Raw genomic sequence first — 24,616 nt, 5'->3', positions numbered from 1 at the left:
ATTACAAATGAGTATAGACACAACAAGCTTTGAGCTACAAGCCCATAGCAAACAATGAAACATCAACGTTATACCAAGTCTGATTGAAAACCCATACCAACTCACTTGTAGTGGTCTTAACACAGCCGACCAAGTTCTTCGCTATCGCTACCCGCTCTCTTGGTCAGCTGCGCTTAAGACCAAGAGGAGGGGACAAGCTTGGTGATGGCTTTTAGATGTAGATATACAATAGCGTAAGGGTAATGGCAACGATTTAGTATTAAAACAAAGTTAGTTTGACAAGGTAAATTCAGACCAAACACTGAATGTTAACTCTTGACTAATAGTAGCTTGCCACTACTTAGCATATTTCATTAAAATTTGCTCTATATTTTGCTCCATTTGTTCATAGGGCAAGTACCCTCTGGCTATAGGCTTGGCTTTATCGCCAAACTGTAGCAATAATGTGGGAAACCCTGTAATACCATAAAAAGTTTTGGAACGCATAAACTCCTCTGATGTAGCATCTTTAGTAGTTTGTAACTCAAAAACACGCACAAACTCCTCTGCAGAAATGCCCATATTTTGGCAAAGGCCAAGATAGGTGCTTAACTGCTGTGGATGTTTACCTTCTTCATAAAAAGCTTTTTGTACTGCTTTAAAAAAAACAAAAGTCATTGCAGGATTTATTTTTTTAACCGTGACCACTGCTCTTGCCGCAGCTTCGGTGTTATAAACAAAACCAGGGGTGTGTAAAATAGTCTCGTCAAAAGGTTGTCCGGTAGCTTCGCCAATTTGCCTCCAGTGCTGTATCAGCTTGTCGCGGTTGGTGGCATCTAGTGGGCGGGTCTCGTAGGGGCGCAAACCACCCATCACCAACTCAAAATCAAATTCGTGGTATTGCTCTTTCAAACGAGTTACGGATGCTGCCGCCCCCCAACACCAAGAACACATTGGGTCGGCAAAATAGCGGATGGTTTTATTGTCGGTCATAGGTTATTTTTTAATAGTAAAACTAAATGTTGAACCTTGCCCAGGCTCAGATACTAAATTTACAACACCTCCTTGTGAACTCACCAGTTTTTGTACAGTGGCCAGCCCTATGCCTGATCCTTGCGCCCCAAAACGGTCTTGCCTGGATACGGTGGTAAAAATCTCAAATATTTTTTCCTGATTTTCGGGGGCAATGCCTACTCCATTGTCTTTTACCTGAAACACATACACTGCTGGGTCTTCGGTTACTGTAATACTAATTTCAACAACCTCTTTATCGTTATACTTGACAGCATTGGTTACCAGGTTTAGCAACACTTGCTCTACAACTGCCTGGTTGGTATTTAACTGATGAATCACGGTATGCAACTGAATATTTATTTCAGCTTTCATGCTCAACAAAGACCTTAAATTGTCAATCAATTCACTGAGTACCAGGTTTACTTTTTTGGCTTTGCCTATTTCATCACTCTTGTAATACTCCAGCAAACGATCAATGATATGACGCAGATTACCGGTAGCTTTCCCAATCATATTGGTATAGCGGGCTTGCTTTTCGGTCATCTTTTGGTCTATAAGCAACATGTCTACAATCATGGTGATATTATTTAAGGGAGTTTTGAGATCGTGAGCTACCACATGCACAAACTTATTGAGGTTTTCGTTTGCCTCAGCTAGTCTTTGGTTAGTATCTTCAAGCTCCCGCTTGCTTTTGCGCAACTCTAGCAAGCCAATGACTTGCCTGGACAATGCCTGAAGAGCTTTCAATTGTTTTTCAGACAACTCTTTAGGTTCCTCATCTATCACACATAAAGTACCCAGCGGAAACCCTTCTTTGGTATTAAGCGGAATACCTGCATAAAAAATAACATAAGGGTCACCCGTGACCAACGGATTGTCCTGAAAACGTTGATCTTTGCGTGAGTCATTAATGATCATAGGCGCCTCTGGGGTATTGATAGCGTGGGCACAAAAAGCGTATTCTTTGGGGGTTTCGGGAACCGCCAAACCATAACGAGACTTAAACCATTGGCGTTTGTCGTCAATCAGGCTGATCAACGAAATAGAAGTGCCACAAATCTGAGCAGCTATGGTTGTGATAGCATCATAATCTTCTTCTGGAAATGTATCAAGAATATAATAGGAAAGTAAGTTTTCTAAACGTTCTTTCTCGTTTTTATGTGGAGTAGGTGCTTCCATATATGTGGTTGTATTTCAATCTAAAAGCTCATAGTATAGAGCTGGAAAAAGAACCTGCCCAAAATATCAGGCAGGATTCTGCTGTCACTTAGTACACTGTAAATTAAGTAAGTTGTTATTTAGTTCAAGTTTATTTTGTTTGCTAGCGATCTTTACAAATAGAGCATAGCCAAAGCTACACGATTTTTGTAAAGAGAAGTCAGAGGGCAAAAGAAGCCGAAAAAAGCATAAGATATTTATTTTACAGTGTACTTAGTAACGTGCTCAAAATAAGTTTCTGGTTTTTGGGGCAAATACGCACAACTGACTGAGGCATTTAGCCTTTGGCAGAGCTCGGCAAAGCGAAGCTTTAGCCATCGGTTTTTGCGCTCGTAACAGCGCTACGGGCAATAAAAATAACGAAAGGCAGTGAACGAAGTTCAAGCTCTGCGAAGCTAATTTATTCTAAATCGGACAATTATTGTTGAGGGCTATGCCCGAAATCCCGTTTACGGGGCGAACACGTTACTTAGCAGCCGTTGCTTTGTTGGGGACTTTGAGCACATCGCCACAGTTGCTACATTTATGTAATTCAACATTGCCATTAAACTTAGCAAACGTTTCGGGCAATTGTTTCTCTATGTTCACCAGTTTAAAATACTCATCGTGCAATTTATGCCCGCAGCTATCGCAATACCACTGAAAACCATCGGTTTGATAGTCTTTGCGTTTTTCTTCTATTACCAACCCTACAGTCCCCTCTGGGCGTTGAGGAGAATGTGGCACTTTGGGGTTCAACAGGTACATTTCCCCTTCTTTAATTACCACATCTTTAAACTCTCCTTCTTCTATCACTTTTAGAGTAATATCTCCCTTGATTTGATAGAAAAACTCAGGTCCCTCGTTGTAATGATAGTCTTTGCGCAGGTTGGGTCCTCCTATTACCATTACTATAAAATCTCCCCCAGGGTATACTTCTTTGTTACAAACTGGTGGTTTTAGCTCATCTTTATTTTCTTCTACCCATTGTAGTAGATTGTGTACATTGAATGGTTTCATAAACAAAATGTATAAATAATTAATTACGAATTACGAATGAGTGTAAACTATTGACATGAGTCCACCGCAACGACAGGGTTTTAGGGACTAGGTACGCCTTGGCAATTAGCAAACCCATAGTACGCTTATTTTCAAGCAGTTATACAATTACTAATTAGAAGCACTGACAGGGAGACACGCCCTAACTATGTTGAGCGCATCACAGCAAACTGCCCCAATAAATCGGGTTTAGAAATAGATTCAGTTAATTAGAGGTATTCAGTCCAAGCCTCACTAGATAAAAAGGCTCAACATGCCTCAAAGCAGTTTTATAAAAACTCTACGTTAATCAAGTAAGTGCCGAGACAGAATCAAACATACCTAATGAGCAGGTGTAACTATCATACTATGAATGAGTTATCCTTACTTGCAGTGGGTAGTCTAATTACTTGCCGCTACTTCACTCATAGTTTTTTGTTAGATATGTATTATTGGGTACCAAAGTTTTTGTTTTACATTGTACATTCGCTTCTTCAAATTTGCAAAAAAAATCCAAACTTACATGGATTAAACCTTACTTATTATGGGTGGAAACTTATTTAAACTGGGGCGCCTGCCTCGTGCCGATTACAAACAAATAGAAACAGAACTCAAAGTTTATTTAGATCAAAAATTTGGTCAACATTATCGTATTCCGCGCTATTATGCCAATAAACCCGATTTTGGCGATCTGGATATTGTAGTGTCATCGGCTGGTATTGCAAACAACTGGGACCACATGCAAAAAGAAATTGTACAAGACTTGGGCATTAGTCGGTACAAATCGGCTGGGGCGGTGTTTAGCACCGTGTACAAAAACTTTCAAGTAGATTTTTTTGTACGAAACCACCAATACTTTGAAACTACCTACAATTTTTTGTCTTTCAACGATATTGGCAATTTGATAGGACGTATTTTCAAACGGTTTAATCTGAAATACGGCGAACAAGGACTTCAGTATGTGTTTCGTCGTGCCGATCATCACTACCAAAAAGATATTGAAGTATCAAAAGACGCCGCCAAGATTATGGGATTTCTGGAGCTGGACTTTGCCCATTGGCAACGAGGTTTTGCCAGCAAAGCAGAAATGTTTGACTGGGTGGTAGCTTGTCCTTATTTTTCGGTAAAGCCTTATATAGAAATGAGTAACAAAATGGAAAAACGCGCCAAAGAACGTCCTACTATCCAGGCTTTTCTAGAGTATTTGGAAGCACAACACATAGACAAAACTTACGACTTTGACGAAAAGGATGCTTACCTATCAGTAATTGAGGCTTATTTTCCAGAGGCTGATTTACTTGCCCACATTGCCAACGAAAAAGAAAGGGAAAAATATGTGCTGGCGATTAAAGCTAAATACAATGGCAGGTTAATTATGGAACTCTTTCCAACCCTTAAAGGCAAAGCTTTAGGCGATTTTATGAAAGCTTTTCAGGCGCAATGGCAAGACTACGAAAAGGCTTTGTATGCAATGACACCAGAAGAAATTGTGGATCATTTAAAAGCATTTTACACTTAACTTAACCGTTCATAAACCCAAACCTGGTATTGGTGAATTTGGGTCTGGAGAATTGTACCTAATGTTTTATCTTAGGAATGGTTGCAAATAATTTACTTATCTGGTAAAAACTACAAGGGCTTTTTTAAAATTAACCTAATTGTGGAAGGCTTGCCTCCAAGCTCTGCAAATTTAAACAATTTCGAACAAATCAACTGAACGATAAACCCTATTATATTTATGAAAACAATCCTAAAGTTATCAGTTATTACTATATTTTTTAGCCTTTCGGCAACAGCCAAACCTAAGGCAAGAGTAGGTATGCAAGCTCTAGTGAAAGCTTACTTTAATAGCCCCACTCAAGCCAATGTTAAATTTACCATTACTAAAAAAGACCTGCATAATGGTTATATGAAGTATGAAGCCTCTTATACCAACCAATCAATCACACGGGGAGAGCTGGCTTATTATGTTACCAATGGCGGGCAAGAGATGTTGGCTGTAACCACATTGATGTGTATGCAAGCTTGTAGTACTCTGCTACAGTTTTATGGCATACAACAAGGGAAGTTAACCCTGTTGCCTAATCAGATTGTAGGAATGACAATGAATGACTTCGGGAATCGAGTAAATCAACTCATAAAAACCAAAATGTCAGCCAACGAAAGGCAAAGGCAAGCTCAAGGAGAAATGGCGCTTTTTAGCGATATTACCAGCTTGCCCCAGCACGGCACTACTATTTACATAAAAAAAGACAGCCGGGTAGACCGCAATAGTATAGTAGTGGCTGAGTTACACTTTGACTTAACTACAGGCAAATTTCGCTTTGTAAAGCGTTGAAAATAAGATATTCAGTAATAAGTAAATTGGATGTTTTGCCCAATTTACTTATTACCTGTTTTCTCTGCATGCGGTCTTATCAACAAACTATTTAATAATTTATTTCCACATACAGTATTCTATGAAATATGCCCATTATTTTTTGATATGCCTATGGGCAATGGCTTGTCAGGCTACTCCACCTCAATACTTTGACAAGATTACTTACCGCTACCGCGATAGTTCAGTAGAAGCACGTTTTCATCGAAGTTATACCGTTGTATTGGCAGCCAGTGGCAAAGCCAAGGTAAGTGTAGATGTATACGGCGATACCATTGCCCATAAAAAATTTAATATTAACCAAGCCGAGTTTAACAGACTCAAGGCATTAAGTAAAATGTTGCCATCGGGAGGTAAAAAATTAAGTGGAGCCAAAGGAGGGAGCAGCCAAACCATACACCTAAGTAAGACACACAAACAAGTGTATCGGCTTATTTGGGACAATCGTACCAAGGAAACATCAGAAACTACTGCTTTGATTCAATATGTAAAACAACTTACGCCTGATCTTGAGAAATTGCTTGCCACCAAACACGATGTACACTCGTCGGAACTGGCAGGCAATGCTCAAGACTATGAGCAAACCAAGGCATTGGAAATAAGGACGGCTTTGAAACAAGTAAAAAATACCAAAAAGGAAAAGGAGTTACTAAAATCCTTATGGATGCTTACCCGAAAAAATACGATAGGAAATTATCCTTTGCACGTAAGTTTGGGTATTGGCATTCAAGACAAAAACGGACAGGCAGTACACATTAACCAACGCCAACAGGGTCATACTGCCCATATAACTTTGCGGGGGTTGGATAGAAATAATAATCGCAAGCAAAAGTGGGAGGTAAAGATCGTGCATCAACCTATTGACATGAATAACCTGGCAGAGTTGATGTATGAGTAAGTAGCTATTAGCTTCAAGCGACAAGTCGCAAGTTTTAGCCGCACACTTGTCGTTTAAAGCCTTGAATGTTTTGCCCTCCTTACTTTACTGTAGCCATGCACTTAAGCTCTATGCCTATGGGGGTGGGCAAACAATTGATTTCTACTGTAGTGCGGCAAGGTTGGTTGTCTTTGAAGTATTCTGCGTAAATTTTATTATAGGTTTTAAAATCGTCTTTCATATTGGTCAAAAACACCGTTACGTCTACCAACTGATCCCAGCTTGAACCCGAATCTTCCAGGATATAGCGTACATTCTGAAAAACCGAATGGCACTGTGCTGCAATGTCATAAGAAATGATGTTACCCTCATCGTCTAGTTCTACTCCTGGTATTTTTTTGGTGCCACGTTCGCGGGGACCTACACCTGACAAAAACAATAGATTGCCTACTTTACGGGCATGTGGATACAAGCCTACTGGTTCGGGGGCTTTGCTTGAATTTCTTATATCTTTAGTTTCGCTCATTATTTATTTAGTTTATTTTTATACACACATTTTTGGGCTCAGTAAAAAATTCCATTGCGTCAAAGCCACCCTCACGCCCCACTCCAGAAGCTTTTACGCCACCAAACGGGGTACGTAAGTCACGCAATAACCAACAGTTTACCCATACAATCCCTGCCTCTATTTGTTGTGCCAGGCGAGTAGCCCGATTCAGGCTTTCGGTCCATACTGTAGAGGATAAACCATATTGCACACTATTGGCATACTTAAGCACTTCTTCTTCTGTCTCGAAAGGCATAATAGTGACTACTGGGCCAAAAATTTCTTCTTGGTTTACCCTACAGTCATAGCTCAAGCCCTCTACTACCGTAGGTTCTACAAAATAACCATTGGCACAACGCCCTTGCAATTGATGACGTTTGCCTCCTGTCAACAGAGTCCCCCCTTCTTGTTGGGCAAGTTCTATATAAGACAAGATTTTGTTCATGTGGGGTTCAGACACTACTGCCCCAATGTGGGTACCGTCTACAGCAGGGTCGCCAATACACATATCTTTTACACGTGCTACAAAATCTTTTTTGAACTTTTCATACAATGATTTTTCCACAAAAATACGTGAACCACACAAGCAAATCTGCCCTTGATTGGCAAACGATGAACGCAAAGTTGTCTCTAGCATTTGCTCGTAGTTACAATCGGCAAAAATAATATTAGGGTTTTTACCCCCCAACTCCAACGAAAGTTTCTTAAACTTAGGGGCGGCTTCGCGGGCAATGGCTTCCCCGGTTTTGGTGCCACCAGTAAATGATATGGCCTTTACTTGGGGATGACTGACAATGGCAGCCCCTGCTTTGTGTCCATAACCATGTATGATATTGAGCACCCCTTTGGGCAAGCCTGCCTGTTGGCAAATTTCTGACAGTAAATAGGCAGTCATTGGGGTTATTTCAGAAGGTTTGGCTACCACACAATTACCTGCGGCCAGCGCAGGGGCTATTTTCCAACTAAATAAATACAGAGGTAAATTCCAGGGTGAGATACAGCCCACCACTCCCAGTGGGTGCCTCAATGTATAGTTGATGGCAGCATTTTCCATGGCATGTGCCTGCGAGGAGTAATGCCCCAAACCTGTAGCGTAAAACCAAAAGTTTTTGGCAGCCCTCGGAATGTCTACTTGAGTAGCGAGACTTACTGGTTTGCCATTGTCTACCGACTCGGCTTTTGCTAAACGGTCAAGGTTATCTTCGATCAGTGCTGAAATGCGCAGCATAATACGCGAACGTTGCTCGGCGGGCATCAGCGACCACCCCTCAAAAGCCGCCTGGGCTGCAGCCACTGCTTGTTGCACATCTTCTTCGTTTGAGTCAGGAATCAATGAATATACCTCGCCAATTGCTGGATCGTAATTATCTATATATCGCCCCGATATAGGCTCCACCAACTCTCCATTGATGTAGTTTTGTAGTTTTTGCATTATTTTATTTTTAGTTATTGGCTTCAAGTGTATGGTTTTGCAATGGAAATAGTTCTACCTGGTCGTTTTTTGCTCAAGCGTATATCCTTATTTATTTTTGAGGTTTTGATCAACTTTTCAAGTCATCAGGCAGTTTTTGACTAGCCAAAAAAATACTATTTCATCAAATCCAGGTCAACCAAAACATAGACTAAATGCCCCGAATCGGTATTGTCTAAAGTAAAAATACCCTGATTGTGTAAGCTTTCGAGCTTGGCAGTAGCATCGGCCACCGAAATGTCTAACTTGGCACATAAAACAGTAGAGGTTACTTTGCCATTGTTTGCCACGGCTACTTCTATCACAGCTTTATCGCTCACCTGAGGAGTGCTTTTCGAGGGTTCATACAAAGGTTTATGGTGAGCGTTCTCCCCTTGCTGAAGCCCGTGAGCTGTTTGCTCTGCTATTTTTTTATTTTGCTTACGAGACCTGCTAAATATCACCACAATAGGTATAAAAATCACCACAGATGCTGCAAGAGCTAAAAGTATGAGAGGGGTTGTATTAGATTCCATCGTTCAATTATAAATTGGTTATGACAAATAAAAATTTAGCGCATCAAATCAAAGTCTATCAATACATACACCAAATGCCCTGCTTCAGTATTTTCTAAAGTAAAAACTCCTTTAGTGTGCAAGCTTTCAAGCTTTGAGGTAGCCTCATCGATAGAAATATCCAGGCGGGCACATAGCACAGTGGGAGTTACTCTGCCACCATTGGCCACTGCTACCTCTATAATATCTTTGTCAGAAGCAGCCTTGTTTGCTTGCAGGCTATCGGGCGAGTAATGTGGTTTATGGGTAGTTTCCTGCTCTTCCAGATGGGGCATTTGCTTCATCACATTGTCTATAGTTTTATTAGTAAACCTACCAATAGATGTGGAGACTATAGCGATAATGGATGCTACAAGAACAAAAATAATGATAATGCTTGACATAGTAATGTATGTATAATTAGTGGGTATATGAAGTTGGTTAAGTTAGCAATATAGCAGATGATAAGTAGCAACAAGTAATTAGCTATAAGTCCTTAGATACCGATGTATATAGGTGCTGCAAACAAAAACAACTCTCTCATTATAAGATAGTTACATCTACTCATTAGGTATATTTAATGCTGCCTTGGTGCTTATAATAACCGTTTTTACAAAACTCCTGGTGCAACTTACCAGGCGGGAGTTTTGTAATGCACACTTATTTGATAGCCAAATCTGCCTGAGCAAAGTTTTACTGAGGGGTAAAAATAACAAATTCCGTTCAGGTACCTGAACGGAATTTGTTATTTTTCAAGGAAACTAAAATGTTTATTTGTTCTTAAAGGCATAGTAGCGTTGCCCTGGGTCATTAGGATAAACCCCACCTAGCGTCACCATGCTGCTATTAGAGCTACTCAAAGCCGATTTCAAGTCGCTTATTGAGCTTACTTTTTTACCGTTCACCTCGGTAATGATAAAACCTTCTTGCATATCGGTCATGCTACGTAAGGTACCCGCAAACATTTTGCTTACTTTCACTCCTCCACTTATATCATACCGCTGCTTTTCGGCATCGGTAAGCTCGGCAAACTCAGCTCCCAGGGTGCGGAAAGAAGTTGCTTTCTTTTTGGTTACCAAATCGCTGTTGCCATCACGGTTTTTCAATTTAATAGTCACTTCTTTGATTTTACCGTTGCGGCTTACTTTTATGCGTACTTTATCGCCTGGACGCTTACGTCCAATGGCTTCCAACAGATCAGATGAGCCTTTGATTTTTTTACCTTCGATGTCTACAATCACATCTCCTTTTTTCACTCCGCTTTGTTCAGCCGAGCCACCCACTACCAAACTATCTATATGGGTTCCTTCGGTAATGTCTAACTTTAACTGTTTTGCCAATTCACCGTTCAACTCACGGAAATACACCCCTAAATAAGCACGTTGTACTGTACCAAACTCTACCAGGTCTTTGATAATTTTTTTGACAATATTTACAGGCACTGCAAACGAGTACCCGGCAAAAGTACCAGTAGGTGTAGCTATGGCAGTGTTTATCCCAATCAATTCACCTTTGGTATTAATCAAGGCGCCCCCACTGTTTCCAGGGTTTACCGCAGCGTCGGTCTGAATAAACGACTCAATAGGGCTTATTCTACCGCGTTGCCCTCGCTGTAACATATTTAGGTTTCTACCTTTAGCACTTACAATTCCTGCAGTTACAGTCGATTCCAGGTTAAAAGGGTTACCTACGGCAAGTACCCACTGCCCTACTTTTACATTGTCTGAGTTGCCCAATACTATAGAAGGCAGATTTTTGGCATTTATTTTTACCAAAGCCAAATCTGTAGATGGGTCAGTGCCTATCACTGTAGCTTTGTAAGTTTTTTTGTTGTTCAAAATCACATCTACCTCACGGGCATTGTCTATTACGTGGTTGTTTGTCACAATGTATCCATCTTTTGATACAATCACCCCAGACCCCGAAGAACGGGAAGGTTGATTACGACGACGAAATGAACCACCTCCGCCTTCGCCAAAAAATTCGCGAAAAATATCTGGTACCTGACGCCCACGACTAGCACGTTGATTGGTCTTTTGGGTAGCTACTATATGCACTACCATAGGAGTACTCATTGACGCAGCTAGAGTAAAATCAACGGGTGTTCCAGCGTTGCCTCCCTTGGCAAAACGAACAACTGCACCATTTTCACCATTGCCTGCTTCTTGCAAAACAATCTCGCTTCGATCAAACCCAGCAAGTTTATACACTCCTAACGTAACTCCACTTGCCAAGACTGCTACTAATAGCAGATACAAAAAATTTCTTTTATTCATCCTGTATTTTCTTTATGTTATTTAAAAGTTATATGCAAATAATGTAACGACTGGGTTACGCCAAAATAGTAGACTTTCCATTGTTACAAAAAGCAACGAATCAGCCAATTTCTTACTTTATACGCAGTCGTTCTTTTCACACTTATGGCTCATATACCATACGACCAACATAACTAAATCGATCTTTTTATGATTAGTTTTTAACAATATTTAACACCCTTGACAGGTGTTGCATTTGCAAAAATAATAGTTGAAATAGCTTTTAACAATAGGGCTTTCTTATAAAAAATGAGAAACCTCTCTGAAGCTTGCAAAGCACGAAGTTTCGATCGGGCATGGAGACACTGCCCTCCGAGGACAAGCTCGGAGCAGGCGAGGCAGAAATATGGTTTTTCGGTGATATATTCTCCTAAGTGATCTGGAAAAAATAAGATGTGCCAATTTAAGAAAATACATTGTTCTCAGACGATTCAAAAAAAACGGTGCATAGCCAAAGCTATGAGGCTTTTTTTTTGAGAAGAATGAGGGCGGCAATAGATACACTTTAATGGCTCAAATTATTTATGAAAGATCACTAAATAGCCTTTTATAAGAAAGCCCTGCTTTTAACAAATCCTTGATGAACCGAAAAAAGGAAAGCAGTAGTACCGCTTTCCTTTCAATTAAGAACTTGTGATTAATGTTATGAAATATCAATAGTTTTGACCTCTCCTTCTTTAGAGGCTTCCTCTTTGGGTACTACAATGCTTAATACCCCGTTGTTATAATTTGCCGAAATATCGTCGTGTTTCACACTTTTAGGCAAAGTAAACGAACGACTAAATGATTGGTAGCTAAACTCACGGCGAGTATATGTAGGTTTGTCGCCTTGGGATTCTTCTGAGTTTTCTACGTGCTCAGATTTTTTCTCTGATGAAATCGTCAATACATCGTCATCCAACGAAATCTTAAAGTCACCCTTGTCCAAACCAGGAGCGGCCACTTCGATATGATAATCGTCAGTGTTGTCTTTAATGTTTACCGCAGGCATATACTTGCCTTTGCTAAAAAAATCATCGTCGAATAATTCGTTTAATACGTTGGTAAAATCTGGTAAAAATTGATCTCTGTTCCATTTAATCAATGACATAATTTTATAGTGTTTTGTTGGTTTAATAATTAATTTAATATTTGCCCACTTTTAGATCAATGGCTGTGCCAGTAGGTTTTTCAACCTTTTTTAAGACAAAATGGCTAGTTTTATATTTTCCAACCCTTAAAAAACTGTCATAATGTCTATTTTTCATCTATCATCAAGAAATACTCCTCCAACCGCTTTTACAACACAAAGCAGTATTGGCAGGCTTAAAGCAAACCTTATTTTCTCGAAACAAGGCTTGCTTATAAAAAATGAGCAGCTTTAAAATTGAGGTAAATTCAACCTAAAATACATTTCAAACTTCGACAGCATGACACTCTTTGGTAAACTGTGAGCGACCGAAAGTTGACAAAAAACACTATTTATTGTATTTAAATACTGGTTTTTAATGAGGTATTTCTATGGTAAGCTTTACAAGAAAGCCCTGTCTTTCGAAAGGGCTTGTGATGGTCAATAGTTGGTTTTATATAAAATTACGGTGGAGTATTTACCTCTAAAGAAAACGAAAAAATACCTGCTCACCTTTTTTACTCCTGATATACTCAAGAGTATTCAAAAAATTGCGTAAATCACGCCCCAGGTTATTGTCCATAAAGTTTTGACTAGGTGCATCATTTTCTACCCCTTTAAAATAAGACTTCAACCAGTACTTATTTTGATTAGAATAGACCACCTTTTCGAAAAAATTGGACTGATGCACTAACCCCAACAATAACTTATGTACCAACAGCTCTATAGTGTCTAATGACTGCTGGCTGGCTTGTTTCATTTGGTTTACCCTTGCCAGCACCTCTTCGTCCGATTCGTTGGGTTTGCCATACAAAAAACGATAACGGTCGGGGGGTACCTCTGGCGGATAATCACACATTTTGATCAGTGGATGAATGTCGGTATTGGTAAAGTCACCCAATTGAAAAAGTTCACTATTGGTACCCGCTTTCATATCAGTTATTAGCCAACAAAACTGGCGGCTTAGTCTGTATTTATGGTCATTTTGCTCAAAGTCGGCTTCAAAAATGTCCGGCTCGGTCTTTATGTGTATATCAACCCCCATTGGTTATGTAGATTATAAATGATAGAAAGTTATTTAATAATACGGAAAATTACTTATAGCACACCATTAACAAAATAGCTTTTGACTTCTCTTAAAAACCAACTCTCAGAAAATGAAGTAAACTCGAATTAACAGGGTACTATGCTTACTTAACCATCCTGAATAAGTTATTTTTTCAATACCCGAAACTCTACTCTTCGGTTAAGCGCCCTCCCTGTATTGGTATTATTAGACATCACAGGTTGAGTTTCGCCCATCCCTTCTGTCCTTATCCTGTCTGGATCAACTCCTCCTTTAGTAAGCAAGTAATTGGCCACTGTTTGTGCCCTACGTTGCGACAAGTCAAAATTTTTGGTATCTGTACCTATGTTATCAGTATGCCCAGTTATTAAAATAACTATTGCAGGGTATTGTTTCAGCAATTTTACCAACTTATCCAGTTCAACCTTAGAAAAAGGTCTAAACGTGGCTTTGTTAAAGTCAAATGACACATTGTCTAAACGATATACTTCTCCTGTCTCGACACTGATAATTGATGAAAAACTCAAGCGTGTCCCTTGTTTTGCCACATATACATCGTCTATATAATAATAAGCTGCATTAAACTCGATACTGGGGTGTACCATCAAACGATCGGTATATTCCCAGTCAAAAAAATTACCAATCATCATATAAGCATAGTCTTTATCTGGGGTAAACACTCCACCAATGTTAACCCACTTGTTGGTTTCTTTGATCATACCTACCGCCTTTACGTGCATTTTATGCGCATTATATGCTTTTTTGGGCTCATTGGTAAACAGAAGGCCTAACTTATTTATAGCATACTTTGAGTACTTCTCTGCTAACGACACTTTTATGCTGGCTTCATACCTTACTCCTTTTTTTAAAGGTTTTAATAATTTTACGCCAATCACTTCATGAGGTGCTTTGGCATGAAAAGCAGTAAGACCAACATACCCCTTGCCACTGGCTGGCTTTTGAATCCCAAAAAAGTTCTTAGGCGTTTTGACCTGAGGTTTGGTGGCACAGGCGTGAAAAAAATCAGGCGTGTAGTGGTAGCTTTCCCAGTGCTTAAGCTGGCTTATTTCTCCAAAGGTGGCAGGGCAACTTTTGAACTCTTCAAACCCTGGGTTGGGCACCAGGTTTTGTGCTGTAGGTGCCAAAGACAAGCTTACAAACCCCAACACCCAACTAACAATCGTATAGGTAGGATTCATTGATACAAGTTAAGACTTCAACCAATTGAGCGCGGGTTGTTCTTCTTCAAAATGCTTTTTCTCTACACCACGCACAAACGTTGTATTGTTGGTTTGCTCTATAGAAAGTTGGGTAATAAATTCACTGCTCATCAGAAAAGCAAGCTTTTTCAAGCCATACCTGGCATAATTGGGGCTTATGTTTTCTGCCATCCAACGCTGAGTATCAGGTGTAATAGGTAACCAAAACTTGCTGGCATCTACCAAATAGCATACTGGGCGACAATGCTCAATGGCATACAACTCTCCTTTTAACAGTTCATCCTTAAAAATACTTTGAGTAAGCTTATCAGTATTTGTCCACTCTCCCATAAGCAACTTGTCTTCAGGGTAATAAGCATATTTGCAAAAATGGCTATGGTAGATCATTTGTGTATCTTTTGTCATAGTTTATCTCCAATGAATTTCGTTTGATGTTTTATGTTGTAGAATAAAATGGGTAAATTGAGACACAGGTAATACCCAAAAGTAAAAATAAAAACACCTGTAAAAGTGTTGAACATTGGCAAGTTCCCACATCTTTAAAGTAAGCGCTTGTTTAAAAAATTGGTAATATTAGCCGAAAAGCAGTGCTCACCAGCACAAAAAATCATCATTTTTAGCTCGGAAGACAAAATTTAAACAAGCTCTAAGTGTAATAACAAGATAATAAATTTTTATCACTAATTTTGTTAATCCAAATTGTAAGTAGTCTTTTTCATAACATACCATTTGCCAGCTTTTAATTGTTATGTATTTTACTGCAAAGGAATAAACAAAAAGATTATTCTTATAGTATTCCTAATGTTGTTTGTCGTTGGCTAATATAGCATCACATATATGAAACAAGAAAATATTAGAAACTTTTGCATCATTGCCCACATTGACCACGGAAAAAGTACTTTGGCAGATCGGCTGCTAGAATACACCCAAACTGTGTCGGGACGCAATATGCAAGCTCAGGTATTAGATAATATGGATCTGGAGCGTGAGCGAGGCATTACTATCAAAAGCCACGCAATTCAGATGACATTCCACTTTGAAGGCGAAGATTATACCCTCAACCTGATTGACACCCCTGGACACGTAGACTTTTCTTATGAAGTTTCGCGCTCTATTATGGCATGCGAAGGAGCCCTTTTGATTGTAGACTCGTCGCAAGGGATAGAAGCCCAAACTATTTCTAACCTGTATCTTGCCATTGGCAACGACCTGGAGATTATTCCAGTATTGAACAAGATTGACTTGCCTCACTCTATGCCCGAAGAGGTTTCTGACGAAATTATTGATCTAATTGGCTGCGAACGCGAGGAGATTATTCCAGCAAGTGGTAAAGAAGGGACTGGGGTAGATAAGATTCTGGAAGCCATTATAAAAAAAGTACCCCCACCCAAAGGTGACAAAGAAAAAGAGCTACAGGCATTGATTTTTGACTCTGAGTTTAATCCTTTTCGTGGTGTAGAAGTAATATTTAGGGTAGTAAATGGCACGATCAACAAAGGAGATAAGGTAAAGTTTATGGCAACGGGCAAAGAATACCTTGCTGATGAAATTGGTGTGCTCAAACTCGACCAGGAACCTCGTAAAATGATAGAAGCAGGCGATGTAGGGTACCTTATCTCAGGAATTAAACAAGCCAAAGAAGTAAAAGTAGGAGATACCATTACCCATGTAAACAAACCCAGTGAATCACCTATTGCAGGTTTTGAAGATGTAAAACCTATGGTATTTGCGGGTATTTATCCAGTAGAAACCTCTGAGTTTGAAGACTTGCGCGAGGCTATGGAAAAGTTGCAACTCAATGATGCTGCTTTGGTGTGGGAACCCGAAACATCGGCAGCCTTGGGCTTTGGTTTCCGTTGTGGTTTTTTGGGTATGTTACACATGGAGATCATTCAGGAACGCCTGGAACGTGAGTTTGATATGACCGTAATTACTACTGTGCCTTCGGTACAGTTCAAAGCCCACCTCAAAAAGGGAGAACCAGTAGATGTTCAAGCACCTGCTGAAATGCCCGAACCAATTACTATAGACCATGTAGAAGAACCTTTTGTAAAGGCGCAAATTATCACCAAATCTGATTTCGTAGGACCAGTGATTAGTTTGTGTATAGACAAACGTGGAATTCTAAAAAACCAAAACTACCTGACCTCCGACCGGGTAGAGATGACTTTTGAACTGCCACTTGCTGAGATTGTGTTTGATTTCTTTGACCGTTTGAAGACTATCTCAAGAGGGTATGCATCGCTCGATTATGAGTTGATAGGATTTCAGCAGTCTAATATGGTAAAACTCGATATCTTGCTCAATGGTGAGAAAGTAGATGCGCTGTCGGCAATTGTGCACCGTGACAAGGCGTATGACTGGGGCAAGCGCTTGTGCGAAAAACTACGCGAACTACTGCCACGCCAAATGTTTGAGATTGCTATTCAAGCAGCCATTGGAGCAAAAATTATTGCCCGTGAAACTGTCAAAGCAATGCGTAAAAATGTAACTGCCAAGTGTTATGGTGGCGACATTACCCGTAAGCGTAAGTTGTTGGAAAAGCAGAAAAAAGGAAAGAAACGTATGCGCCAGGTAGGTAGGGTAGAGATCCCTCAGGAAGCTTTTATGGCAGTACTTAAACTTGACCAATAATCGTTTGTTGGCCTTACAAATATTACATAACAAAAAAGCTCTTAACAGTAAGTTAAGAGCTTTTTTGTTATACATTTAAATTAAAAGTAGTTTGGCTTAAGCCTCTTTCTCATCCTCATCCTTTTTTTGAGCTTTTCTGGTAGTGTAATTTCCCAGACTATCCATGGCAGCGTGTGCCAACTCACTCACTTTATCAATGCCTACATCTACTTTGCTCTCTACTTTGTCTATGTTTACCCCTAAGTCTTTTGCTTTGGTTTTAATGCGTCTACGGGTGTCTTTACCTTTATGGGGTGCCAGTAAAAGTGCGGCAGTTGCGCCTATAGCAACTCCTGTTACAAACCCTAGCCAAGATTTACTGCTCATACTTTTGTGTTTAATGGTTGTAATAAATACGCTATGTTATATAATACCAATTACGAGAGAAGTAGTTAGAATGTAACATTTCCAGCGTTTATTTTTCTTTTTTACTTGCGTTAAAAAGTTGTTGCTTTTCTTCTTTGGACAAACTCTCATACCCCGACTCAGAAATCTTATCTAGTATGGCGTCAATCTCTGCCTGATCAGGAGTGCCATTGCCTGCGTTTACCGAGTTACGATTGGCATTGGCATAGTTTGTTCCGGCGTTGGCGGCTACTTTGCTGCGATAAGTCACTTTCATTTTAGACTTCTTTCGAAACAAACCAGTAAAGCCATCTATAATGTAGTGAATCCAACCACCTAAGTCTGTACCACGATTCAATGAAACTACAAACAAGTATCCCATCAAAGCACCGCCTAAATGAGCCACTTGCCCACCTGCATTCATGCCTCTTAGTTGAAACACCGACAACAATACCAATAAAGCTGCAATGTATTTGATTCTTACAGGTCCTATAAAAATAAGGTGAAAAGAGTAGTTAGGCATTAATGTAGCTGCCCCTACTACTACCGCAAACACAGCTCCTGAGGCTCCTAGCATTGTGCCTCCCATCCCTGTTTTTGCTCCAGGGAAGAAATTGTAAATCAATATATAAGATACTGCACCCGCCAAAGCACCCAATACATACAGGGAAATAAGTCGCTTACTGTTCAAATACTCAGATACCAACATCCCAAACCAGTAAAGTGTCAACATATTGAATACAATATGTAGCAAGTCATGGTGAGAAAACGCATAGGTAAGCACCGTCCAAGGGTGAAACATCAGCTCAGTCAGTGACCCAGACACGAATAAAAACTTGCTGAAAGTTTTGAAAAATGACGGGCTAATTACATAAATAAGATTGATAGCTACCCACCCAATCACATTAATAATAATAATCTGCGTCAGGGCATTATTGGGTTTACGAAAAGCATTTTTAAGGTCGTTTAACATTGTATTATCTCTTTAATTTTTTTTTAGCATTCATAAGTGTTAGAAAGAGGCTTTTGCGCTTCTAGCTGTTGGGTTTGTAAAATAATCATTTTATATCGTTATTTTTCAAGTATTTGTACAATTTGCAGAGAAAATAGAACCCTACATTTTTTACGCCCCTCATGAGAATAACGAAAACATCACACGTATTGTTAGTTATATTTATATTTCCATAACCAAAACCTGGCCAGGATAAAGCCAACAATTGCCCCGCCTAAGTGTGCAAGGTGTGCCACGTTTGCCATCCCTACATTGCCACCTCCTGCTGCATAAAGGGTGAAAACCATATATATTGCCACAAAATACTTGGCTTTGATGGGCACCGGGAAAAACAACAGCATCATTTTCACATTCGGGAAGAACAAAGCAAAAGCTATCAAAATACCGAAGATGGCACCTGAGGCTCCTAACATTTTCAAACCGTAACCTTGCGACCTCCACCAAGTATATTTATCTGACATTTTGGAGTACTGTTGCTTAAATTCCTTCTCTCTATTACTAGCTCCCCTTTTAATTTGGGTTACAAAATGTTCTTTAAAAGATTTCTGTTTCAACAAAACTTGTTTTGCTGCTTCATCTAAATTGGATGTATCCTTTTTTTCAAGCTCTAGAGAAGTGTTCCAAGCTGCAAAAGCACTCTTTAAGAAGTCTTGCTCTTTTTTATAAATTTCTGGTGAATATTTTTTCAAATATTCTGCATAGGCTTTTGGTGTAGGATTTTTCTTAACATACAAAATCGCCTTATGGTGGGTTTTAATCTCTTTTTGAGACGCTTCTATTTTCGGATGTATATCTGAATAGGTTTGATTAAATGAAACCATTTGAAAAGCAGCTCCACCAAAACCACAAGCAAAGTAAAAAATAAAGAAATTACGTGCTCCCCAATTCTGTTCTAACCAAGGGCCAAAAAAGAAAAGCCCCATCATGTTGCCCAACAGGTGAAAAAAGTCGGCATGTAAAAACATGTGGGTGAGTAATTGCCAAGGTTTGAATTCTGGAAACTCGACATACCACAACGTTCCATATATACTTAAAGCATCTTTACTGATGAACGAGTCAGCAAAAAATACAAATACATTAATTATTAGCAAGCCTCTTACTATAGGCGTTAAGTTTCCCATAAAAAATCTGGTTTTTCAAAAAAATCTTTCATCTTATCCAAGGGCAACATTACAAGTGTGGGGCGACCATCAGGAGTGTAGTTGGGGTTAGAAGAGGCAAACAACTGATCAACCAGTAAATTCATCTCTATAGCCGTCAATTTAGCTCCTGTTCTAATGGCTGATCGTTTTGCCAACGAACGCGCCAGTAGTGTTTCACGTTCCACTTTGAGGGTTGCCTGGTAGTTTTTAAACTGCTCAATAAATCCTTCGAACAGCTCTTGTTCATTCTCATTGGTTATATCCGCCGGAACTCCTCTTATTTCGAGGCGGTTGTCTGGCAAAAGTTCAAATATAAAGCCTAAATTACGAATTTCGGTTTCTATTTCCAATACCAATTGGAAATCGGCAGGTTGCAACGATACGGTGGTAGGAAAGAGCAATTGTTGGGCTGTTCCATTATCATTTTTGAGAGAGACTACAAACTTGTCATACAATACTCTTTCGTGGGCAGCCTGTTGGTCTATCATCATCAGCCCAGAGCGTACTGGGGTAATAATGTACTGATTATTCACCTGAAAGCTTGGACGTTCGCCCGAAGGTTTGGCTTCCAACCCCTTTCCTTCTTCTCTGGGTTGCTTGCCCAAATTGTTTGCATTACTTTCAAAAGTGAGGGTTTGTTCAGAGGTTTCTCCTTTTAACTCTTTGTCAAAGTCAAAAGTGTCAGGTGAGTTCTCTTCTATTGCCTTTTTTTCCAACCCTTCGTATATTTTCTGCCAGTTTGACAGGTTTCTTTTTTCCTGTGGACTTTTTTCGTATGGTCTCGACGAAGTATAACCACTTGATGAAGAACTGCCTCCCTTTTCACCACCACTTTCAAAAGCCGAAGTATCTGAGTTGGGGAATTGTTGTCTTTGCGGCAAAGTAGGATCAAGGTTTACGTTGGTCTGAAAATCAAGCGTAGGCGTCAAGTTATGGCTTCCTAACGATTTTTTTACAGCCGCCTGAATAATGGCGTATATGGTACGTTCATCATCAAACTTGATCTCGGTTTTGGTGGGATGCACATTTATATCAATATGCACAGGGTCTATGTCTATAAACAATACATAAAACGGATGCATGTCTGAGGCAATCAACCCTTCAAAGGCGCCCATGACTGCGTGGTGCAGGTAGCCGTGGCGTATGTAACGGTTGTTGACAAAGAAGAACTGATCTCCCCTGGTTTTTTTGGCATTTTCGGGTTTGCCTATATACCCTTTTATCTTAATCAATGGGGTATCTTCCTGGCAAAAAGCGAGTTTATCGCGGTAGTTTTTGCCAAAGATGGCAGTAATGCGGTTGACCATTTTACCCGCATAGAGGTTATACACTTCAGTATCGTTGTGATACAGAGAAAAATTAACCTCAGGATAAGCCAGGGCAATGCGGTGAAACTGGTCTAATATATGACGCATTTCTACTGCGTTTGACTTCAAAAAATTTTTGCGGGCAGGCACATTAAAGAACAGGTTTTTTACAGCTATCGAGGTTCCATGTTGGCAAGCGTTGGCTTCCTGGGTCTTGAGCTGAGAAGCTGCCATACACAAAAACACTCCTAACTCGTCTTGTTCACGCTTGGTTTTGAGCTCTACCTCGGCCACTGCCGCTATAGAGGCAAGGGCTTCGCCCCGAAACCCCATCGTGTATATAGAGAACAAATCGTCGGAAGAGCGTATCTTTGAAGTAGCGTGCCTTTCAAAACTCAAACGAGCATCGGTTTCTGACATACCACAGCCATCGTCTACCACTTGGATCAAAATTTTGCCCGCATCTTTGATAATCACTTTTACATTGCGGCTCTTGGCATCTATAGCATTTTCCATGAGTTCTTTGACTACCGATGCAGGGCGTTGCACTACCTCTCCGGCAGCTATTTGGTTGGCTATAGAGTCGGGCAATAATTGAATGATATCTTCCATAAAAACAAACCTCAGCCCTCATTGGGCAGTTTACTGGCGCTGGTTTAGTCTATTGGTTTATTAGACATTGCCAGGTATTGACTAATACTTTAAATAACTTTGTTGCTATAATATAAAACATTTGGGTGTAAATCACCCTTCCATAACAAGCTTTTTATTTAAAATGTTCGTAGCTCTTCCTGGATTAAGATTTTTTCTTTAATCTCATAAAAATATAGCCTATGGCGGCTATTACTAACAAAAAAGGAGCAAACTCACCATAAGGCAGGTCAATGTTGCCAATACTTATTTTAGCATCCCCAAACAACACATAAGTAAAACCTATAGCTGCCAATATAAAGATAAAGAACAAACGGGTAGTACTGGAGCCCTGGCTTTTGCGCTGGCGTGAATTAAATGCATCAGAGATTCGAGCCGAATAGCTTGCTTGGGTATCATCACCTCCGTTTTCGCGACGTACTTCGGCTATTTTTTCATCAATGCGTTCCTTGATAGGGTCATAATAACGGGGTTCAAAGTTAAAGCGTTTGTGCTTATTTACTTTCATTAAAGAGGGTATCTTCATTGGTTTGTATATTTGGGTGTTAAAGAAATAGTCAATAGCTTTTACAGGGGCGAGCTTCAAGGGCACCCTACGCTATAAGCTTCTAACTAATTATTCATAGTATACTTACTTTCAGCAAATTATGAATTAGTCAATTAGTAATTGATAGTGTACTGTTGTTCACGATCAAAGACTCAATAAACAAATTTACAAATTATATTTGAAAGTAATGTATTTTAACAACTAAAAATTTAGTTATTAATTATAAAATAAAAACAGGCTTTGAGCCTGTTTCAAAATCTTGATGTAATTCTAAATATTAAGGCGCAGTGATATATTTCCAAGGTATTCCTGTTAGAAACACCACCTCATCGCGTCCTGATATACAAATGATGGTAGCATCCATAATATCATCTGCATTAAAAAAAACTTCTGGTGTAACTCTCGGATTACCTATTTTCATAGGTACACTTATTTTATAAGTAGTTCCTCCTTTTTGCGATGTCCAACCTGTGGCTACATAGGGCACTTGCTCAGAGCTCGAACTTGTTTGGGCTTTCCAGTCCTGAAGCCAACCAGCTTTTTCTGATGTCTTTTTCTTATTCCACACATTAATAACCCAAGAGCGGGCATGGTCAATAGACATGCTACCTCCCCAACCATGAAAACCATTAGATAGTTTAATCTGCTCTGGATTTCTGCCATCTGCCCTTTCTAACGAGGAGCTGACACCTGTTGTCCCAGAGTCAGGTGCACTTTTGGCATTTTGTTCACTTACATACTTCTTAGACTCATTGGCTTTGTCGTTGCCTAGTGCAAACGCTATCAATTGAGGTATACTTTGAAAAGAAGTGCTGTCTTCAGTTTCAAACATTTCCCAAAAATCTAAAACTGTTTGCCGATCTTCCACATCTGGCAAATAAGAAGGGAGTAACGCAGTTAACACATCTTTGGTCACATGCTCAAGAGATGTTTTTTTGTTTTGATAAAAAGACTTAGGTACTCCTAGTATACCTTGTTTAATCGGTGGAGGGCTATCCTTTTTCTTGACTGGAGCTGATTTACTTACAGGCTCAGGCTTACTTACTACCTCATCTTTCTTAGGCAATGGTTTACTTACAGGCTTAGGCTTACTTACTACCTCGTCTTTCTTAGGCAATGGTTTACTTACAGACTTAGGCTTACTTACTACCTCGTCTTTCTTAGATGATGACTTCTGGGTTTTTGTCAAGCCTAACTCACTTGCCAAATCGTCTATGGTAGCGTAGTCTGTTGAAGCCTTAGATGCATTTATAATTTTCATCACTGACACACCTTCATAACCCGCTGCCTTCAATAGATTCACCACATCCATAGGTAGCTTATCAGCCAAATCACCTATAAACTTTCCTTGCAATACTGGAGAACTCCCAGACGATATTATGCTGCTGCTGGATATTGGTTGGTTTTGCTGCCCTTTCATTTGCATCGCCTTATCACCAATCACGTCTGCTTCTTTTTCTAGCTTGGGGTCATCATTAATATTTACCCCACCATTGTTGGCTTGTACAGTTGGCTTTACTCTTCCTTGAGCCTGTTGCCCTATATGGGCAAGCTCGTGCCCCAAGTGTTTCTCTTTGCCTGGAGCTATTTCCACTGTATTGCCTTGGGCATAAGCTTCCGCTTTCATTTGAGTAGGCTTACTAGAGTTGTAGTTTACCTGAGTGCCAGTAACATCGACTCCCATGATTGAGCTCACATTGGCTTTTACCTGAGCTTCGTTTGCATTGCCATTACTTTTTCCATTGCCCTTATTACGTTGTATAGGACGTTGTTTTGCTTGAATAGGAGGCTTACTGCCCTCTTTAGTTTGTATAGGAGGTAAACCGCTTTGCTTGGTAGTTTTTGCATCGGCTGGTATAATATTATTTTTGCTTATACCTGCGCTTTTCTCCTGGTTGTTAGCGTGTTTGTGCATAATATTCAAGTTAATTACAGGGGATTAAAACCGTGGAAACAGGGGCAAGTCTTTAGATACCGCTGCTACGCCCTGTTCCACAGGTAACCAACAAATCTATAGTATACTTATTTTCAGTGGGTTATGAATTTGTTAGTTAAAAATCAATTCAAATAAAAATACGCTTTGTTTAGCATTGAAAATCAATGAGGTATTACAACAACTCACTCACCAATTATTCATACATAAAACCACTATAATCTGTTGATTTAACAAAGGGTATATTCAGTCAAAAGCAAACCT

Annotated in this window: 22 protein-coding genes; 4 read left to right on the top strand and 18 right to left on the bottom strand. The window is 39.7% G+C overall.

What is annotated here, in order from left to right:
* Positions 1 to 336: 336 nt before the first annotated feature.
* The 3 genes from M23134_RS11000 to M23134_RS10990 form a co-directional block, all read right to left on the bottom strand.
* The gene (locus M23134_RS11000) at positions 337 to 972 is read right to left on the bottom strand and encodes a DsbA family protein (RefSeq protein WP_002695979.1); all 636 of its coding nucleotides are present in this window, start codon (positions 970 to 972) and stop codon (positions 337 to 339) included.
* A 3-nt stretch (positions 973 to 975) separates the two neighbouring features.
* Entirely contained in the window at positions 976 to 2,172 is a 1,197-nt protein-coding gene (locus tag M23134_RS10995; protein ID WP_002695978.1) for a sensor histidine kinase, read from the bottom strand.
* A 504-nt stretch (positions 2,173 to 2,676) separates the two neighbouring features.
* Entirely contained in the window at positions 2,677 to 3,210 is a 534-nt protein-coding gene (locus M23134_RS10990; RefSeq protein WP_045113380.1) for a 3-hydroxyanthranilate 3,4-dioxygenase, read from the bottom strand.
* Positions 3,211 to 3,772: 562 nt separating this feature from the next.
* On the opposite strand from M23134_RS10990, the gene M23134_RS10985 reads away from it, so the two are divergent.
* The 3 genes from M23134_RS10985 (at position 3,773) to M23134_RS10975 (ending at position 6,503) form a co-directional block, all read left to right on the top strand.
* Positions 3,773 to 4,747 carry a hypothetical protein gene (locus tag M23134_RS10985; protein ID WP_002695975.1) on the top strand — a complete coding sequence of 325 codons (975 nt, stop codon included), beginning with the start codon at positions 3,773 to 3,775 and terminating at the stop codon, positions 4,745 to 4,747.
* Positions 4,748 to 4,966: 219 nt separating this feature from the next.
* Positions 4,967 to 5,566, top strand: coding sequence for a hypothetical protein (locus M23134_RS10980; protein WP_002695973.1), 600 nt, complete (start codon positions 4,967 to 4,969; stop codon positions 5,564 to 5,566).
* A gap of 121 nt (positions 5,567 to 5,687) precedes the next feature.
* A complete protein-coding gene (locus M23134_RS10975; protein WP_002695972.1) occupies positions 5,688 to 6,503 on the top strand; it encodes a hypothetical protein in 816 nt (271 codons plus the stop codon).
* A gap of 79 nt (positions 6,504 to 6,582) precedes the next feature.
* Here M23134_RS10975 and M23134_RS10970 read toward each other — a convergent pair whose 3' ends face one another.
* The 9 genes from M23134_RS10970 to M23134_RS10930 form a co-directional block, all read right to left on the bottom strand.
* Positions 6,583 to 7,008 carry a RidA family protein gene (locus tag M23134_RS10970; RefSeq protein WP_002695971.1) on the bottom strand — a complete coding sequence of 142 codons (426 nt, stop codon included), beginning with the start codon at positions 7,006 to 7,008 and terminating at the stop codon, positions 6,583 to 6,585.
* A gap of 7 nt (positions 7,009 to 7,015) precedes the next feature.
* Positions 7,016 to 8,461, bottom strand: coding sequence for an aldehyde dehydrogenase (locus tag M23134_RS10965; RefSeq protein ID WP_002695966.1), 1,446 nt, complete (start codon positions 8,459 to 8,461; stop codon positions 7,016 to 7,018).
* A gap of 155 nt (positions 8,462 to 8,616) precedes the next feature.
* Entirely contained in the window at positions 8,617 to 9,015 is a 399-nt protein-coding gene (locus M23134_RS10960) for a hypothetical protein (protein ID WP_045113379.1), read from the bottom strand.
* Between the two features lie 35 nt (positions 9,016 to 9,050).
* Positions 9,051 to 9,437: a hypothetical protein gene (locus M23134_RS10955; RefSeq protein WP_157558435.1), complete on the bottom strand. Its 387-nt coding sequence runs from the start codon at positions 9,435 to 9,437 to the stop codon at positions 9,051 to 9,053.
* Positions 9,438 to 9,803: 366 nt separating this feature from the next.
* Positions 9,804 to 11,309, bottom strand: coding sequence for a Do family serine endopeptidase (locus M23134_RS10950; protein WP_045113378.1), 1,506 nt, complete (start codon positions 11,307 to 11,309; stop codon positions 9,804 to 9,806).
* Between the two features lie 682 nt (positions 11,310 to 11,991).
* Positions 11,992 to 12,438 (bottom strand): Hsp20/alpha crystallin family protein, encoded by a 447-nt coding sequence (locus M23134_RS10945; RefSeq protein WP_002695961.1) that lies wholly within the window; start codon positions 12,436 to 12,438, stop codon positions 11,992 to 11,994.
* Positions 12,439 to 12,940: 502 nt separating this feature from the next.
* The gene (locus M23134_RS10940; protein WP_002695955.1) at positions 12,941 to 13,501 is read right to left on the bottom strand and encodes a hypothetical protein; all 561 of its coding nucleotides are present in this window, start codon (positions 13,499 to 13,501) and stop codon (positions 12,941 to 12,943) included.
* Between the two features lie 167 nt (positions 13,502 to 13,668).
* Positions 13,669 to 14,721: an OmpA family protein gene (locus tag M23134_RS10935; RefSeq protein ID WP_002695953.1), complete on the bottom strand. Its 1,053-nt coding sequence runs from the start codon at positions 14,719 to 14,721 to the stop codon at positions 13,669 to 13,671.
* A 9-nt stretch (positions 14,722 to 14,730) separates the two neighbouring features.
* Positions 14,731 to 15,147 (bottom strand): hypothetical protein, encoded by a 417-nt coding sequence (locus M23134_RS10930; RefSeq protein ID WP_002695951.1) that lies wholly within the window; start codon positions 15,145 to 15,147, stop codon positions 14,731 to 14,733.
* A gap of 432 nt (positions 15,148 to 15,579) precedes the next feature.
* Between M23134_RS10930 and lepA the strand changes: the two genes are divergently transcribed.
* Entirely contained in the window at positions 15,580 to 17,376 is a 1,797-nt protein-coding gene (gene lepA / locus M23134_RS10925; protein WP_002695929.1) for a translation elongation factor 4, read from the top strand.
* Between the two features lie 96 nt (positions 17,377 to 17,472).
* On the opposite strand, the gene M23134_RS10920 is transcribed toward lepA, so the two are convergent.
* The 6 genes from M23134_RS10920 to M23134_RS37910 all read right to left on the bottom strand — a co-directional run bounded on the left by M23134_RS10920 (position 17,473) and on the right by M23134_RS37910 (position 24,334).
* The gene (locus M23134_RS10920; protein WP_002695926.1) at positions 17,473 to 17,742 is read right to left on the bottom strand and encodes a YtxH domain-containing protein; all 270 of its coding nucleotides are present in this window, start codon (positions 17,740 to 17,742) and stop codon (positions 17,473 to 17,475) included.
* Between the two features lie 88 nt (positions 17,743 to 17,830).
* On the bottom strand, positions 17,831 to 18,733 hold the full coding sequence (locus M23134_RS10915) for a rhomboid family intramembrane serine protease (protein ID WP_002695924.1): 903 nt from the start codon (positions 18,731 to 18,733) through the stop codon (positions 17,831 to 17,833).
* 191 nt (positions 18,734 to 18,924) lie between these two features.
* Positions 18,925 to 19,893, bottom strand: a complete 969-nt coding sequence (locus tag M23134_RS10910) for a rhomboid family intramembrane serine protease (RefSeq protein ID WP_002695923.1) — start codon at positions 19,891 to 19,893, stop codon at positions 18,925 to 18,927.
* Entirely contained in the window at positions 19,881 to 21,833 is a 1,953-nt protein-coding gene (gene mutL / locus M23134_RS10905) for a DNA mismatch repair endonuclease MutL (RefSeq protein ID WP_002695922.1), read from the bottom strand. Before mutL ends, M23134_RS10910 begins: the two co-directional genes overlap by 13 nt.
* A 184-nt stretch (positions 21,834 to 22,017) precedes the next feature.
* Positions 22,018 to 22,398 carry a hypothetical protein gene (locus M23134_RS10900; protein WP_157558434.1) on the bottom strand — a complete coding sequence of 127 codons (381 nt, stop codon included), beginning with the start codon at positions 22,396 to 22,398 and terminating at the stop codon, positions 22,018 to 22,020.
* Between the two features lie 298 nt (positions 22,399 to 22,696).
* Positions 22,697 to 24,334, bottom strand: a complete 1,638-nt coding sequence (locus M23134_RS37910; protein ID WP_002695920.1) for an eCIS core domain-containing protein — start codon at positions 24,332 to 24,334, stop codon at positions 22,697 to 22,699.
* Between the last annotated feature and the right edge of the window lie 282 nt (positions 24,335 to 24,616).

Origin of the sequence: Microscilla marina ATCC 23134 (genome assembly GCF_000169175.1) — a bacterium.
Lineage (GTDB): Bacteria > Bacteroidota > Bacteroidia > Cytophagales > Microscillaceae > Microscilla > Microscilla marina.
This window is presented reverse-complemented; position numbering and strand designations above follow the sequence as displayed.

What these genes read in the sequence shown, in the direction of transcription:
- M23134_RS11000 (WP_002695979.1), bottom strand. Translation starts at nt 972, where the DNA reads ATGACCGACAATAAAACCATCCGCTATTTTGCCGACCCAATGTGTTCT.
- M23134_RS10995 (WP_002695978.1), bottom strand. Translation starts at nt 2,172, where the DNA reads ATGGAAGCACCTACTCCACATAAAAACGAGAAAGAACGTTTAGAAAAC.
- M23134_RS10990 (WP_045113380.1), bottom strand. Translation starts at nt 3,210, where the DNA reads ATGAAACCATTCAATGTACACAATCTACTACAATGGGTAGAAGAAAAT.
- M23134_RS10985 (WP_002695975.1), top strand. Translation starts at nt 3,773, where the DNA reads ATGGGTGGAAACTTATTTAAACTGGGGCGCCTGCCTCGTGCCGATTAC.
- M23134_RS10980 (WP_002695973.1), top strand. Translation starts at nt 4,967, where the DNA reads ATGAAAACAATCCTAAAGTTATCAGTTATTACTATATTTTTTAGCCTT.
- M23134_RS10975 (WP_002695972.1), top strand. Translation starts at nt 5,688, where the DNA reads ATGAAATATGCCCATTATTTTTTGATATGCCTATGGGCAATGGCTTGT.
- M23134_RS10970 (WP_002695971.1), bottom strand. Translation starts at nt 7,008, where the DNA reads ATGAGCGAAACTAAAGATATAAGAAATTCAAGCAAAGCCCCCGAACCA.
- M23134_RS10965 (WP_002695966.1), bottom strand. Translation starts at nt 8,461, where the DNA reads ATGCAAAAACTACAAAACTACATCAATGGAGAGTTGGTGGAGCCTATA.
- M23134_RS10960 (WP_045113379.1), bottom strand. Translation starts at nt 9,015, where the DNA reads ATGGAATCTAATACAACCCCTCTCATACTTTTAGCTCTTGCAGCATCT.
- M23134_RS10955 (WP_157558435.1), bottom strand. Translation starts at nt 9,437, where the DNA reads ATGTCAAGCATTATCATTATTTTTGTTCTTGTAGCATCCATTATCGCT.
- M23134_RS10950 (WP_045113378.1), bottom strand. Translation starts at nt 11,309, where the DNA reads ATGAATAAAAGAAATTTTTTGTATCTGCTATTAGTAGCAGTCTTGGCA.
- M23134_RS10945 (WP_002695961.1), bottom strand. Translation starts at nt 12,438, where the DNA reads ATGTCATTGATTAAATGGAACAGAGATCAATTTTTACCAGATTTTACC.
- M23134_RS10940 (WP_002695955.1), bottom strand. Translation starts at nt 13,501, where the DNA reads ATGGGGGTTGATATACACATAAAGACCGAGCCGGACATTTTTGAAGCC.
- M23134_RS10935 (WP_002695953.1), bottom strand. Translation starts at nt 14,721, where the DNA reads ATGAATCCTACCTATACGATTGTTAGTTGGGTGTTGGGGTTTGTAAGC.
- M23134_RS10930 (WP_002695951.1), bottom strand. Translation starts at nt 15,147, where the DNA reads ATGACAAAAGATACACAAATGATCTACCATAGCCATTTTTGCAAATAT.
- lepA (WP_002695929.1), top strand. Translation starts at nt 15,580, where the DNA reads ATGAAACAAGAAAATATTAGAAACTTTTGCATCATTGCCCACATTGAC.
- M23134_RS10920 (WP_002695926.1), bottom strand. Translation starts at nt 17,742, where the DNA reads ATGAGCAGTAAATCTTGGCTAGGGTTTGTAACAGGAGTTGCTATAGGC.
- M23134_RS10915 (WP_002695924.1), bottom strand. Translation starts at nt 18,733, where the DNA reads ATGTTAAACGACCTTAAAAATGCTTTTCGTAAACCCAATAATGCCCTG.
- M23134_RS10910 (WP_002695923.1), bottom strand. Translation starts at nt 19,893, where the DNA reads ATGGGAAACTTAACGCCTATAGTAAGAGGCTTGCTAATAATTAATGTA.
- mutL (WP_002695922.1), bottom strand. Translation starts at nt 21,833, where the DNA reads ATGGAAGATATCATTCAATTATTGCCCGACTCTATAGCCAACCAAATA.
- M23134_RS10900 (WP_157558434.1), bottom strand. Translation starts at nt 22,398, where the DNA reads ATGAAGATACCCTCTTTAATGAAAGTAAATAAGCACAAACGCTTTAAC.
- M23134_RS37910 (WP_002695920.1), bottom strand. Translation starts at nt 24,334, where the DNA reads ATGCACAAACACGCTAACAACCAGGAGAAAAGCGCAGGTATAAGCAAA.